The following is a 12,942-nucleotide window of genomic DNA, read 5'->3' as shown; positions in this document are numbered from 1 at the left end:
CTGAATTTTCTATCTCTTTACCTAATTTTAACCTTAGCCATTTATGATTAACGTAATAGAGAGATTAATGGAGATTAAATAGGGAGGAATGCCTATGGGAAAGAATGACAAATTGGATGAGGAATGGATTAGCTTAATTATGGAAGCTCGGAATCTAGGGTTAACAAAAGAGGAAGTACGTGCGATTTTTATAGATAAAAAGAAAGATAAAGTTGTTTAAATTCCCGATTCTATAAAACAACAAAAATATCCTTTACGATCGGATGCTATAGGTCTTCCTGCGTATCCCATTGTAAAGGATATTTAATTATGTATTCTGAACTAAACACAGTCCTCTTTATGCTGCTCCAACTAATCTTTCCTTTTTAATTTTTCTGCCTTCTTTAATTCCAAAAACTGTCTAAATTCATCCTTCGTTACATCCGAATCCATAAATTCTTGGACGAGCTTCATCCACTCCATATCTAATTCATTACTGTTCTTGGGCATGATAAAATCCTCCTTGCTACTATATCTGTTTATGACTATTACACTTTCGTTTTGGTTTCTTTAAAAAACCTCTCGAATAGTGATTTTTATATAAATACCCCATTTTCATGAAAACAAACTTCCTTTTGCAATGAAAAACGGAATCGAACACACTGTCCTCTCAAATCAACGACTCTTGTCCGAAAAATCCACTGCTAATGTGTTATCTCCCAAAATTAGTTATACTACCAATTAAGAATATCTATTTAGGGAGGTTTTTTGTAATATGGATCAATTCATGAAAAGAGCAGTAGAGCTTGCACTTAATAATGTAAAAGAAGGCGGCCAGCCTTTCGGAGCGGTTCTCATCAAAGATAACAAGGTGGTAAGTGAAGGGGTAAACGAACTTCACAAAACGTATGATGTTAGCGGACATGCTGAACTTCTTGCAATTAGGAGAGCACAGGAACAGCTGCAGACAAATGATTTATCCGGGTATACGATGTATGCTAGTGGTGAGCCCTGCCCCATGTGCTTAACAGCCATGTATTTTGCTGGCATGGAGAAGGTCATTTATTGCCAGTCTGTCGAAGACGCTGTTGAAGCAGGTTTAGATAAATCGCAGTTTATTTATCACGAATTAAAGAAATCCAGGGAAGAACGCAGTCTTCAAATAATCCAAATGAGCCTGACAGGTGAGCTAGATAATCCAATGAAGGCATGGAAAAGCAAGCAGCTTTAATTCATTAATGAAAGGGGAATTTTGACTATTGTCCCCTTTCATTTCTTTGTAAATATAGAACTACTCATCATCCCTATACCTTGATCGATGATCGTGATTTTTACGATTTAACTCCTTAAGTAGTTCAATGATTTCATTGTTTTGTTGTACTAGTTTTTTAGAAACAAAAAAACACCAGGACACCAAAAAAATAAAAAGGACAGAATATAACAATGGGATGATCGAGGTTAAAAAGGTTATCATATTACTCCCCCATTCATCGCTTTATTTCCCCCAGTACTTACCAATATATGTATAATTCCAAGAAAAGTGTAATCATATCCCATGCTATGCGCAACCATGACATCAATTTATGCAAATTGTTCCGGCTGTCAATGGAATAATAGATTTCCCTTTATAGATTAGCTTTCATATTATTTATCTAAATTTAAATAATTTTCAAAAAACAACAATATAAATAAAAAGGACGAGTAATTTAATTATGAAGGGAGAATACAAAATGTATAGACTATTAATTATGTATCACAAACCAAAACCAGAAGAGATTAAAAGTTGGGAGGAGCATTACTTTAATGTTCATATTCCCCTCGCTAAAAAAATTCCGAATGCGAAAATCCTTTCTGTAAGTAAAGCCGTTGACCAAATGGAAGGTATAAATCCATACCACCTCATTGCCACAATGGAATGGGACAGTAAGGAAGCAATGCAGGAGGCCTTGCAAACTCCAGATGGAAAAAGATCACATGATGATTTCGAAAGCTTCGCTAAAGGGAAAGTCACGATGGTAGGTTTCGAGGTCAATACATTATTAGAGGATAAATAGATGAATATTTTAGTTACTGGCGGCACAAAAGGCATTGGAAAAGCCGTCGCGTTGCGGTTCTCTGCCCCTGGAAATAAGGTGCTCCTTAATTATTTCCATGACGATCATGCAGCAAATGCGGCCAAAGCTGAGGTGGCTGCAATAGGCGCCACACCTATACTATTAAAATATAATGTTGGTGATTTCCACCAAGTTAGAGAAATGAGCACTGTCATAAAAAGTGAAGTTGATTCCATTGATTTAATTGTTCATTGCGCAACAGGGATTGTGCGAGGTAATTCACTGGAAATTCCACCTGAAGAGTGGCGAAAAGCAGTTGAAATTAGCAGCCTCTCCTTGATCGATATCGTTCGGGAAGTTCGCCCTCTCCTGAAAAGAGGTTCCAATATTATTGCATTGTCAAGCAAAGGTGCAACAAGTGCGATTCCTCATTATGCGGCACTTGGCACAACAAAAGCCTTTACCCATTCCATCATTCAATATATGGCAAAAGAATTAGCACCACACGGCATCCGAGCTAACATCGTTGCTGCAGGCCCAATTGACACAGAAGCCTTTAGAACAATGTTTGGTGATTCTGCAAAAGCTAGACTAGAAGCAGCGGCAAAAGCCAATCCAAGCGGCAGAAATATTACATTCGATGATATAACCGAAACCATCTATGGTATTACGAAACCAGAACTGCAAATGATTCAAGGGCAGGTTGTTTTTGTCGATGGCGGTTTATATTTATAATCATCTTCAGAATTGGCCAGCGACTGAAAGCAATATGGTTAGGACAATTTTTCGAAAAAAGGCAAGGAAGGAAACTCTTTTCAAGTGCAATAAGTGAAAAACAGATTAAATAACTTACGAAAAAGCATGGTAATTTGTATATAAAATTTGCCATGCTTTTTAGGGGTAGAATTTCCCGCTATTGTATAAAAGTGAGCTTATGAGGCAGAAATAAGAGGAGAAATTCCCGCTATCCTCTCTAAATTAAGGAAAAACCAAAAGGTTCCAATCATATAAAGGGAAAAACTCCCCTTAATTTTTAGGAAATATAGATATCTCCCAATTTAAACGGAATTTTTCCCTTTATTTTTTAACACAGTCTATTCGCGGGTTATTATTTACTATATGACTGACCGTGCGTTTGCCAAAAAAATAAGGTGAGAAAATCACTACGATTTCTCACCTTATTTTTACCTCTAAAGAGAACCCCCGTTAAGGAAACTCCCCTTATCTTTTACTTTATTACTTTAATATAAAAATAGATATCCTGCCCGTCCTTTTCCGGATCGGTGACCAGCTCATAACCATGTTTGACTGCTTCTTCCGGCACACTGCGGAAGGATTGCGGACAGTCTGCAATGACCTCTAATACTTCCCCGATTTTCATCGTTTTTAGCGCATCCAGCGCATAAATGACTGGGTATGGTCAAGGCTCGCCGCGAATATCTAACGTGTAATCAATTTCAAATTCTTGTGACAAAACTTATACCTCCTTTGGTGCGAAATGTTGTCTTTCTGCCTGCTTGATCCCAGTACCATAACGGAATCGTTTTTCCCACCAGTTCGAGAATAAGAACCAGAGAACTAACATCGCCAATGTTCCCACTAACGCTCCAGCCGGTCCCCACTCTACTACTAAATTAACGGCCGGCCAGCCTTCTGCAAGCGCATTAAAGATTCCTAGGTGGTCCCATCCGTAGGACAGCAAGGTTGCTCCGACAATATTCCCTGCCCCGACAATCCAGAACAGCACTTGTCCTTCCATTGCACGATACATCATTCCTGTTTCACAGCCTCCCGCAAGAACGATTCCGAATCCGAATAACAGGCCGCCAATTACTGTACTTGGAGCCGCCATTTTAATAATCTGCATTGTACCGGTCTGAATATGAATAAAAGTAACGACGACACTGACCATCATCCCAACAGCGATTGCTTTTGACATGACTGCACGGCCGCTGATCCACATATCACGGAAAGCAGATGTAAAGCAGATTTGTCCGCGTTCAATTAAAATACCAAATGCAGCTCCCGCAATTGCTCCAACTGCTAAAAGAGTCTTGCCTGCTGCGAAAAAGTACACAATAATTCCTAAATAAACGCATGCTACTATCAAACCTAAAATCGGCTGTATATTGGTTTTGTTAGCATTCTTCTTTACTGCCACTCTTTTCCCCTTACTTCTTTGCAGGTTCGGTTTCCCAAGCCACCATTTTGTATTGACTACCTTTACTCCGAAATATGTACCAATTGCAGTCGTCAACATAAAAATCCATGCATGAAATGAAAATTGCGGAACACCAGTAAAAAAGGCAGCTAAGTTACAGCCCATTGCGAGCCGCGCACCAAAGCCAGCGATAATTCCCCCGATAAAACCTTGCACAATGCGCCGCTTTTGTTTTGGCATCCGAATTTTAAAACTGCCGCTGAGTAGGATCATCATTAATGCCCCAACTAGCATCCCAATGACAATCCAACCATCTGTTCGACTAATAGGCGATCCCTGGATACCGATGAGTTCGAAATAATCCCAGCCTGACACATCTACGCCAAACCACTGCAAGATATGGCCCCCTAATCTAGTAAACTCTCCGGTTACGGCCCAAACGGTCCCAGTTATGCCAAAATACAAAGCACTCAGCAGCCCGGCAATACTAATCGCCACATAGGGGTTCCAATACTCCTTAAAGATTTTATTGTATACTTTCATAAATGTTCTGCATCTCCTTTATGTAAATGGATGTCAGACACCTAACTTATGAGAGTGTCATAACCTCATATTTAGAAGCCAGCTCAATAAATTGTGCCATCCCGCTGATTTCTCCAACTGCAAGCTTATCCTCCAGCTCATAATAGTCTACACATGTTTTACAAGCTAGAATATCAACACCTTTTTCTTCCAATTCCTTTAATTGAAGAGAAACAAGCGAATATTCTGTCAAAGCAAACACCCCTCTGTTCATGCAAAAAACAGCAGCAGGCAATTCTTCCTTTTGCTTAAGAATCGTAAAAAAGGTTTCTAAAATTCCTTCTCCTAATTCCTTTTCCCCTTTTCCAAGCTGATCTGATGCTAGCAAAATAACTTTATTCTTCACGTTCTCCACCTCAATATTATTCTTTGGTATATGTATCTCTTTTTGCAGGTGCATGAGACACACATATATTGAATTTTATCATCAATCTATTTTTTCTTTCATTCGTAATATAGATTCAATCGATTATTTTCTATCTACTTTATCAATATACAATACACCAATAAAAAAAAGCGTCCATCCATCTTAGATTAAACGCTTCATTCGTATTCATTTAAAATCAGTTTCGATATCATCGAAATTTTACTTCCTATTCAAAAACCTTTCATTGATAATAAGAACCTTCCCGTTCTCAGCTTTTACATATTTACGATTGGTGATTTTATATTTTTCAAAAGCTAAGTACCCAATGAGATATATTGGTAAAATAATGAAGAAAAGAATGACTAATTGTAATAGCATATTAAATTCATTTTCCATGATGTAAATAGTAAATACAGCATTTGTCATAAACGCAACCATTAAAACAATGACGACATTACAAATATGGAAGGCAGTAACCTCTTTTTTTTCACGAAACATCTTTTCTAATTCAACCTTGAATAGTAGTGTAATAAAGACTGAAATCACAATCACAACCAAGGTTATTACGTATGTAATAACAGTTTGCATTTACTGATCCCCTCGCCTTTCTTCATAATCACTATAATGAATCTTTCTGGTCATATAGATCATTATCGAAAAATTACGAAAACATCCAATAGAATACAGCCAAAGGCTTTCCCAGATTCATCCTATATAAGCACAGCGGCAATGTTAATAATACATTATGGTAAAATACTTCTGCAGTTCTTTTTCGTTAATAGATATTCTAATCGATAGGTCGCTAGTTCGTAACACAAATTCCTTCACGCCAATAAACTCAGACTCTGCAATTAAATAGAATTGTGTTCCCTTTTTTAAACCTTTAAAATTATTCTTTAGCTTATATCGCTTCATATCTATCTAGCCCCATCATAAATATTCGATTTAACACTCATTTTCCCTATCATTGTATCATAAAATACTGTTCCCATCTGTGAAAAGGAATACTAACCCTTCCCTCATAAGAATAGCCACACTTCACTTGAAGCATGGCCGTTTATTTATGGTAAGTAGATATCGTTTTTACCTCCTGCAACTGACGCTTTTCTTTTAAAATCAAAACTCCCAGTAAACCAACCATAGCGAAAATAACAGGTGTAATGAAACCATAATAATACCCAGAACTGATATCCCCAGAAACTTGAAAATAGTCCAATATTTTTCCAAAAATACTCGGCAGCAAGACGGCACTTAAAAAACCACCCGTGTTGGCAAAACCAGAGACAAGTCCGGCTTCTTTAATAGAAAAAGATTGCCTGACAGCAGCAAAAGTTAAGGCATTTGCCCCGTAGGCAAGGCCAATAATGAAGAAAAGCATATACAATAAGGAAATAGGTGGATTCCCGCTAAATAAAAGAAAGACGGACCATGCTAATACCAGAATGGTGTGGACAACAACATAAGGACGTTTAATGGCTTCTAGCACACTTGAAATCCATCCAGCTAAAGGAGCTCCAATGAGTGCCCCGATTAGTCCCAGCATCATGAGCTGACTCGCATCTGTCCGTGTCATTCCGTACATATCCATGCCATAGGGCACTCCCCACGAACTGATAAATCCAACATACGTTCCGACAATCCCGAAGTGACAACAAAATAAAGCCCAAGCTTGCCGGCTGGAAAAAACTCTCCGCAGGATCACCATTGTCTTTTCTCGTTTTGTTTCACTTTTTATAAATAGTGATTGTTTCGGTTTCTTTAAAAGAACAAAGTAAAGGAGAACGCTGCATAAACATAGCAGCAGTCCAGCTGAGAAAAATGATGCCCTCCAGCCAAGGAATTCGATTAATAAGGAAAACGGTACTGTCGCTATAAGAAAACCAAGGCTTCCTGTCATAGCAGTTATACCAATCAATTTTGTAAATTCCTTTGCACTAAACCATTGGCTTAAAATCAGCACCATATTGACCCAAATGGTCGAATCTCCAATTCCTATCATGATCCTGGCCAAAAACAAAATATATTCATGCGTACCAAGGCTGTAAATCATTGTTCCTGCACCTGTAAGCAGGGCACCCATTAGCAGGAAAAAATTCGGTCCAAACCGATCAGCCAGAATCCCCATCGGAATTTGCAATCCCGTATACACAAAAAATTGAATGCTCGTTATCAACCCAATCGTGGTGGCTGTAACCTGAAAATCCAACATTATCTGATCCGTAATCAATCCTGGTGCGGTCCGCTGACTCGACATCAATACATAAGTAAACAAGACAGAAGCAAACACAATCCATCTAAATGCGCTATTTTGTTTATCCAATGCTGACTACTCCTGTTAGGCTTTTATTCTATATATATGGATTTAGAGGTAAGAAGGAACCAGTTTTTACATTTAGTTTGCAATTCGAAGCTATGGTTTTTTGAAGTGAGATAGTTTCTTTCCTTTAATTTAGGCCTCGAGCATAGTTTGGAACGTTTTAGAGAAGAATGAAAGTCGAGGTGATCATGATGAAAATACTTATCATAACAGGTAGTGTGGTTATTCCTGTCATAATGGTGGTACTTCATAGAAAGGACTCAAAGTTTCAAATCTTGTTTACTATAGCCGCTATTCTGTCAGCACTTCTTTTCGGAAATATTGCTTCCATCGCCTTATACAACATAATCAAGGATGATACAGTATTTATGACCAATATTCATGGTTTATTCCTCAATCCCTTATTCTTACTAACAGGAGCCTATTTAGGAGTTTACCTGCTTTATTCCTTAATTTTAAGAGCCATGAATCCTGTTAGCTAAGTATCCGATCTAGTGCATGCAGCTTTCTGATTATCCAGTCTGAATAGCTAAGGGATTCAGACTAACCCTCGGGGTGGTTAAAGCTTTGAGTCTGAAAAACTATCAGATTCGGACTACTCCTGCCTGTTCCTCGGAGGTCTAGCCCGAATAGGAAACGGATTCAGACTGTTCCAATCCAGTTCACGCAGGACTAGTCCGAATACCGCTGCAACTCCCTTATCCCCATCCCGCACAAAACTCTAAGAAGAGTACTTCTCAAGATTTTCTTCTTTCTTTTCTTTAATTAATTTTTGATACTTTTCTTTTAATTCTTTTCGAATTTTATTCTTCCTGTCTTCCTCTTGATCAAAATATTGATCGACTGTCTCATGACGGATTCTGGCCAGTTTCATGAATTCATCTGCTGCATCTCCATCTTTAAACTTCCCGAGATCTTTTAATTCATATCGGATCGTGCTCATCATATTTTTTTCCGCTAAAGATTTAAAGTAAATATCATTCGTATAGCCGAGCATATCAAAATAAATATCATTGCTTTGACCTAATACATCAAAATAACGATCGTTGCTCCAAGCCAGCCATTCCCAGTACAATCGGCTATATTCTTCCTTCAAGTAATCATTCAAATCACTCTCGGAATAAACCGTTTTGTAGACTCCGCCTCCTGCTTCGGCTACTTCTTTTAGCTGAGCTTGCCCTTCATTGTCTACATCAAAACCGATGATGTTCACCTCTGCCTGGATATCTGAAGAATACAATGCCTTCGCAGCCGCAACGGGATCACCATCACATGTTTCAATACCATCACTTACAATGTAGATTACATTCCGCACGTTTTCTCCCTTTTGAGACTCCAGATCTTTTTTGGCTTCCTCGATAGCCCCGGCAAGCGGCGTCCAGCCAGCAGGTGCAAATTGATTCAACGCAGATTCAAATTGCCCTTCTTCATATGCCCCAAGCGGAAAAACTACTTCATGGCTGCTGCAAGATAGTTCTTTATCCGCATCACTTCCGGTCCCTTTATGCCCATACACCCTCAGCATGACATTGGACCCTTCAGGCAAATCAGAAGCATAGTTCTTAATTGCTTCCTTTGCAAGCTTCATCTTCTGACCACCACTCACTTGGCCTGCCATACTGCCGCTTGCATCGAGCAAAATAGCGACGTTTACGGTCTCCGTCTCCGGTAAGGCAAACTCATTATCTGGCGAAGAAGAATCAAACTTAATCACAGGATCAACGGCCTCAAATAACTCCGCCTCTTTTTTAATGTCCGCTGCAATTAATGGAATAACACGATTATAAGCTTCTTCACCTGATAGATTATCAGGAAAATCCTTCAATTCTGCCATCAGTTGTGCTTTTAATTCTTCATTTTTATTAACCTCATCGACATCATACTTTCCCTGCTCCTTCACGATTTCATGGACATTGTCAACCGCAGCCGGTGGAACTTCTTCTGGGACTTCCTCCACTTTTTCTTCGATCTTTTCATCTGCAGGAAGTTCTTCCTGTTCCCCTGAAATATGTTGATCCTCCCCGCTGCACCCTGCTAAAAATAATCCCCATACGATAACAAAAAGAAATAATCTTCGCATCAGTTTCACCTCAACTACAAGTGTAACAGACAATATATACCAGCGTTGAGATACGAAGCTCATAGGTCTAAACAGCTAGATAACTAATTTAAGTGATCAATATATCACTCAATTTGTAATGCCGCATTGCCCCAAAAGACAACGATTTGCACTTCTATCTTTATACAAAAAAAATCCCCATCTTTATAAAAAGGTGGGAATTCTTTTATATATTAGTTACCTTCTTCAGCAGCAGTTAGAAACTCCTCAAGGAAATCTTCATCATAGACGATATTATAGATTTTCCAAGTTCCATCTTCTGTTTTCTTAAGGTAAGCAGTTCCTGATAAGTCGATTTTCATTTCAAGCGACATATCCGGTTCATCGATAGAAGCAAGAACCTTTAAGTTGTCTACTTTTACTACTGCAAAACGATTATTTAGTGAAACGATGCTGCTTGAATGTTCGCCTGCTTTTTCCATTGAAATAGAAGATCCTAAATAGTCAGAATCAGTAAGCATACTAACGTTATCAAGTGCGTAAGCAAGATAGTAACCCATTGTAGTTTCACGGTAAAGTGCTTCCAATGCTTCAACATCTTGTTGCTCAGAGTATAGCAGCTCTTCTGTAACGTTGCGGTCTACTGTATCAAGTACGGAAATTTCGTCTTGTGCTGTTCCAGGCTCTTGATGTAACGCACGATCGATCATCAGTACAGCTTGTGAACGTTTTGCAAAATGATTCGGTCTGAATTCATCTCCATATCCTTTAATGATTCCGACAGCCGCTGTTTTAACAACCGCTTCATAGGCAAAGTTGCTTTCGCTGACATCTTTGAACGTTTTTCCTGTTGCAGAAAAATCAACAGTTGGCTCAAAAGCACGGTGTATCATAACAGCCATTTGCGCACGTGTGATTTTATCATATGGTTTGAACGTCCCATCTTCTTTACCAGTAATAATCCCTCTGCTGCTCGCAATTTGGACAAATTCATAATACCAATCTGACTCGTTTACATCAGGGAATGTTTTTGAAATCTCCCCGCGTGTTAAGTTCATAGCATTCACCAAAATCTTTGTGAACTGTGCACGAGTAATGGTATTTTCAGGTTTTAATAAAATAGATGTGTATTCATATACTTCTCCATCTTCTTCAAAAGTTTCAGTTTCCTCATACCCATCTAGAATATCTGTATACAAGAAACGTTCTAATTCTTCATACGCTCCATGCTCGTAACTTACATCGTCCATATAATACTGATCAATGGTTTTTTCAGCTGCAAAAGCGTGTGTTGCCGTAAAAATTCCAAACGTAACAACTAATGCTAGCAAAATACGAATATATTTCAATTTGTTAACCCCTCTTCCATATAATCTTTTATCTTTCTAGAAGATATTACTCTATTTAAAGAGAAAAGAATATATTAAAAAATATGGAAGTGGTAATAACGTTTCGTACGGTGAAAACTGTATAAAATTAAAGATATCAAAACGCAAAAGGAAAATAATTAAAGGCGTATGTTTGCAGGTACTCGATATGAAACGTTATGTAAACGCTTACATATCGAGTTTAAAAAATAAGCTTAATGAATACAACAATAAACGAAAAAATAGGATTTAAGCAGGAAAGATTCTAATACTTACACCCATTTGAGTATAACGCAGCGGAATGCCCTCTCTGGCGTAGGCAAAACGAATAAGCTCTTTTGCCTCTTTAATGGTCTGTACATCTGTAAAACCTTTGGATTGAAGTTCAATAATTTTCTGTTTTTGTGCGTATTCATAAGAGCCTTTAGTGTAATGATTGACTGACATCTTGTTCCCCCCTTTAAAACTCCATTTAGAGGAAAATAAAGATCCCTTCTAATATTAGTCTATTGCAGGATGCTTAGGAAGTTTCTCGTTTTAATGATGATTTTTCTTGAATGTACCTCCAGATTTTTCATAAATTTTAGCCATCGTGACTTTCAGTTAGCCGCTGCTTTCATCCAGTTTTTGGTAAAGGTATTACAGAAGCTTAAACTTTCCAACAATTATATTATACCAGACTTGATTCAGGATAAGTGGACCATACTTTATAAGTAACTAGAAAAGCAATGGAAGACTTCTACCATTGCTTTTTAATATTATCAACTATGTTGAATAGGGTCGGGTATATGACCATCTTTTTTAACTTCTTTATTCGTTTTTAGAACTTCCATTTCTTTTCCGAGTTCCTTTGCATCTGACATACCCTCTACCATAGTATTATTTATTCTCGTCGTTCCTGTTTTTTTAGATATCGGTGAATCTAACTGTTCTCTATCATCCTTATCGTTGATTTCACCTGCGCCTAATCCTTCGTTAATCATCCTATCAATCTGAATTTCTTCTTTTTTTCTAATAATATCTCCTCCCTTTCTAGTATTTATATCTACCACAAAAGTAACAGGAATAAACACCCACTTTTTTACAATTGTAATAGAAATTTTATCAAGATTTACTTCATTATAGAAAAATATTAACATTCACTTGCTACCTTTAAATAGTAATCTACTAAAGGAGTTGGAAATATGTTGAAGAAAAAGAAATGGTTGTCGTCATTGGCTGCTCTTGTTATGGTCGTTGGTGTTACGGCTGGTGGAGAAGTCGCCTCAGCAAAGGAAAAACATAAGGAGATTTTGAACGTGTCGCATCGTGGAGCTTCCGGACATGCCCCTGAGCATACGCTAGTTTCCTATAAGATGGGAGAACAAATGCACGGGGATTACATCGAGGTCGATCTCCAAATGACAAAGGATGGCCATTTGATTGCGATGCATGACGAAAAAGTGGACCGTACAACAGATGGAACTGGTTATGTTAAAGACTTTACCCTAAAGGAAGTTAAGGAACTGGATGCTGGAAGCTGGTTCAATGAAAAATATCCTCAATACGCAGACAGCAAGTATATAGGATTAGAAGTACCGACATTAGAAGAAGTGTTCCAAAAGTTCGGCAAAAACGCTAGCTACTATATCGAAACGAAATCGCCTGAAATTTATCCAGGGATGGAGAAGGAACTTCTGCGACTCGTCAATGAATATCGAATCGATAAAGACAAACTTCTTGTGCAATCATTTAGCCAGCAAAGCTTACAAATCATGCATGACCTTGATCCAACTGTGAATCTAGTTCAATTAATCTCGTATCGCAGCTATGCCGAAATTACCGATGAACAAATTGATGCTATCAAGGAATATGCGGTCGGAGTTGGCCCAAACCATACTTATTTAAATGAAGAATATGTGCAAAAGGTTGTCAACAGCGGACTTGAAATCCACCCTTATACAGTCAATGATAAGGAAAGAATGAAGCAGTTAATAGACTGGGGTGTAACCGGTATGTTCACAAACTTCCCTGACTTGCTCCACGAAGTTAAAAAAGGAAAATAGCAATAAAAAAG

17 protein-coding genes are annotated in these 12,942 nt (G+C 38.1%); 6 read left to right on the top strand and 11 right to left on the bottom strand.

The window, feature by feature from the left end; all coding sequences use genetic code 11:
* Positions 1-94 precede the first annotated feature (94 nt).
* Positions 95-220: an anti-repressor SinI family protein gene (locus CZ487_RS10315; protein ID WP_139339554.1), complete on the top strand. Its 126-nt coding sequence runs from the start codon at positions 95-97 to the stop codon at positions 218-220.
* A gap of 131 nt (positions 221-351) precedes the next feature.
* Here CZ487_RS10315 and CZ487_RS10310 read toward each other — a convergent pair whose 3' ends face one another.
* Positions 352-489, bottom strand: coding sequence for an anti-repressor SinI family protein (locus CZ487_RS10310; protein WP_084783202.1), 138 nt, complete (start codon positions 487-489; stop codon positions 352-354).
* A 265-nt stretch (positions 490-754) separates the two neighbouring features.
* Between CZ487_RS10310 and CZ487_RS10305 the strand changes: the two genes are divergently transcribed.
* From CZ487_RS10305 to CZ487_RS10290, 3 genes are all read left to right on the top strand, one after another.
* Positions 755-1,210 (top strand): nucleoside deaminase, encoded by a 456-nt coding sequence (locus tag CZ487_RS10305; protein ID WP_077212104.1) that lies wholly within the window; start codon positions 755-757, stop codon positions 1,208-1,210.
* 499 nt (positions 1,211-1,709) lie between these two features.
* Positions 1,710-2,033, top strand: coding sequence for an EthD family reductase (locus tag CZ487_RS10295; protein WP_077212102.1), 324 nt, complete (start codon positions 1,710-1,712; stop codon positions 2,031-2,033).
* Positions 2,034-2,768 (top strand): SDR family oxidoreductase, encoded by a 735-nt coding sequence (locus CZ487_RS10290; protein ID WP_077212101.1) that lies wholly within the window; start codon positions 2,034-2,036, stop codon positions 2,766-2,768. It abuts the gene before it with no gap.
* Between the two features lie 493 nt (positions 2,769-3,261).
* Here CZ487_RS10290 and CZ487_RS27125 read toward each other — a convergent pair whose 3' ends face one another.
* The 6 genes from CZ487_RS27125 to CZ487_RS10260 form a co-directional block, all read right to left on the bottom strand.
* Positions 3,262-3,441: a sulfurtransferase TusA family protein gene (locus CZ487_RS27125; protein ID WP_272914221.1), complete on the bottom strand. Its 180-nt coding sequence runs from the start codon at positions 3,439-3,441 to the stop codon at positions 3,262-3,264.
* Positions 3,442-3,510: 69 nt separating this feature from the next.
* Positions 3,511-4,737: a selenium metabolism membrane protein YedE/FdhT gene (yedE, locus tag CZ487_RS10280; RefSeq protein ID WP_077212100.1), complete on the bottom strand. Its 1,227-nt coding sequence runs from the start codon at positions 4,735-4,737 to the stop codon at positions 3,511-3,513.
* Between the two features lie 46 nt (positions 4,738-4,783).
* Positions 4,784-5,176: a sulfurtransferase-like selenium metabolism protein YedF gene (yedF, locus tag CZ487_RS10275; RefSeq protein WP_077212099.1), complete on the bottom strand. Its 393-nt coding sequence runs from the start codon at positions 5,174-5,176 to the stop codon at positions 4,784-4,786.
* Between the two features lie 186 nt (positions 5,177-5,362).
* Entirely contained in the window at positions 5,363-5,731 is a 369-nt protein-coding gene (locus CZ487_RS10270; RefSeq protein WP_077212098.1) for a hypothetical protein, read from the bottom strand.
* Positions 5,732-5,875: 144 nt separating this feature from the next.
* Positions 5,876-6,058, bottom strand: coding sequence for a hypothetical protein (locus CZ487_RS10265; protein WP_077212097.1), 183 nt, complete (start codon positions 6,056-6,058; stop codon positions 5,876-5,878).
* 142 nt (positions 6,059-6,200) lie between these two features.
* The gene (locus CZ487_RS10260; protein ID WP_077212096.1) at positions 6,201-7,463 is read right to left on the bottom strand and encodes an MFS transporter; all 1,263 of its coding nucleotides are present in this window, start codon (positions 7,461-7,463) and stop codon (positions 6,201-6,203) included.
* Between the two features lie 185 nt (positions 7,464-7,648).
* On the opposite strand from CZ487_RS10260, the gene CZ487_RS10255 reads away from it, so the two are divergent.
* Positions 7,649-7,942 carry a transposase gene (locus CZ487_RS10255; protein WP_337189736.1) on the top strand — a complete coding sequence of 98 codons (294 nt, stop codon included), beginning with the start codon at positions 7,649-7,651 and terminating at the stop codon, positions 7,940-7,942.
* Positions 7,943-8,181: 239 nt separating this feature from the next.
* Here the strand turns inward: CZ487_RS10255 and CZ487_RS10250 are convergent, their stop codons facing one another.
* The 4 genes from CZ487_RS10250 to CZ487_RS27120 form a co-directional block, all read right to left on the bottom strand.
* Positions 8,182-9,540 carry a VWA domain-containing protein gene (locus CZ487_RS10250; protein WP_077212094.1) on the bottom strand — a complete coding sequence of 453 codons (1,359 nt, stop codon included), beginning with the start codon at positions 9,538-9,540 and terminating at the stop codon, positions 8,182-8,184.
* A gap of 212 nt (positions 9,541-9,752) precedes the next feature.
* Complete coding sequence (locus CZ487_RS10245) at positions 9,753-10,868, bottom strand: S-layer homology domain-containing protein (protein WP_077212093.1); 1,116 nt, start codon at positions 10,866-10,868, stop codon at positions 9,753-9,755.
* Between the two features lie 267 nt (positions 10,869-11,135).
* Entirely contained in the window at positions 11,136-11,333 is a 198-nt protein-coding gene (locus CZ487_RS10240; RefSeq protein ID WP_077212092.1) for a hypothetical protein, read from the bottom strand.
* 314 nt (positions 11,334-11,647) lie between these two features.
* Complete coding sequence (locus CZ487_RS27120) at positions 11,648-12,025, bottom strand: hypothetical protein (protein ID WP_077212091.1); 378 nt, start codon at positions 12,023-12,025, stop codon at positions 11,648-11,650.
* A gap of 45 nt (positions 12,026-12,070) precedes the next feature.
* Between CZ487_RS27120 and CZ487_RS10230 the strand changes: the two genes are divergently transcribed.
* Positions 12,071-12,931 (top strand): glycerophosphodiester phosphodiesterase, encoded by an 861-nt coding sequence (locus CZ487_RS10230; protein WP_077212090.1) that lies wholly within the window; start codon positions 12,071-12,073, stop codon positions 12,929-12,931.
* Positions 12,932-12,942 lie beyond the last annotated feature (11 nt).

Source organism: Robertmurraya dakarensis (genome assembly GCF_900156875.1).
Classification (GTDB): Bacteria; Bacillota; Bacilli; order Bacillales; family Cytobacillaceae; genus Robertmurraya; species Robertmurraya dakarensis.
The sequence above is the reverse complement of the archived record's forward strand: the minus strand, read 5'-3'. Positions and strand labels throughout refer to the sequence as shown.

Excerpts from the sequence above, each read along its gene's own strand:
- CZ487_RS10315 (WP_139339554.1), top strand. The coding sequence starts at position 95 with ATGGGAAAGAATGACAAATTGGATGAGGAATGGATTAGCTTAATTATG.
- CZ487_RS10310 (WP_084783202.1), bottom strand. The coding sequence starts at position 489 with ATGCCCAAGAACAGTAATGAATTAGATATGGAGTGGATGAAGCTCGTC.
- CZ487_RS10305 (WP_077212104.1), top strand. The coding sequence starts at position 755 with ATGGATCAATTCATGAAAAGAGCAGTAGAGCTTGCACTTAATAATGTA.
- CZ487_RS10295 (WP_077212102.1), top strand. The coding sequence starts at position 1,710 with ATGTATAGACTATTAATTATGTATCACAAACCAAAACCAGAAGAGATT.
- CZ487_RS10290 (WP_077212101.1), top strand. The coding sequence starts at position 2,034 with ATGAATATTTTAGTTACTGGCGGCACAAAAGGCATTGGAAAAGCCGTC.
- yedE (WP_077212100.1), bottom strand. The coding sequence starts at position 4,737 with ATGAAAGTATACAATAAAATCTTTAAGGAGTATTGGAACCCCTATGTG.
- yedF (WP_077212099.1), bottom strand. The coding sequence starts at position 5,176 with ATGCACCTGCAAAAAGAGATACATATACCAAAGAATAATATTGAGGTG.
- CZ487_RS10270 (WP_077212098.1), bottom strand. The coding sequence starts at position 5,731 with ATGCAAACTGTTATTACATACGTAATAACCTTGGTTGTGATTGTGATT.
- CZ487_RS10265 (WP_077212097.1), bottom strand. The coding sequence starts at position 6,058 with ATGAAGCGATATAAGCTAAAGAATAATTTTAAAGGTTTAAAAAAGGGA.
- CZ487_RS10255 (WP_337189736.1), top strand. The coding sequence starts at position 7,649 with ATGATGAAAATACTTATCATAACAGGTAGTGTGGTTATTCCTGTCATA.
- CZ487_RS10250 (WP_077212094.1), bottom strand. The coding sequence starts at position 9,540 with ATGCGAAGATTATTTCTTTTTGTTATCGTATGGGGATTATTTTTAGCA.
- CZ487_RS10240 (WP_077212092.1), bottom strand. The coding sequence starts at position 11,333 with ATGTCAGTCAATCATTACACTAAAGGCTCTTATGAATACGCACAAAAA.
- CZ487_RS27120 (WP_077212091.1), bottom strand. The coding sequence starts at position 12,025 with ATGTTAATATTTTTCTATAATGAAGTAAATCTTGATAAAATTTCTATT.
- CZ487_RS10230 (WP_077212090.1), top strand. The coding sequence starts at position 12,071 with ATGTTGAAGAAAAAGAAATGGTTGTCGTCATTGGCTGCTCTTGTTATG.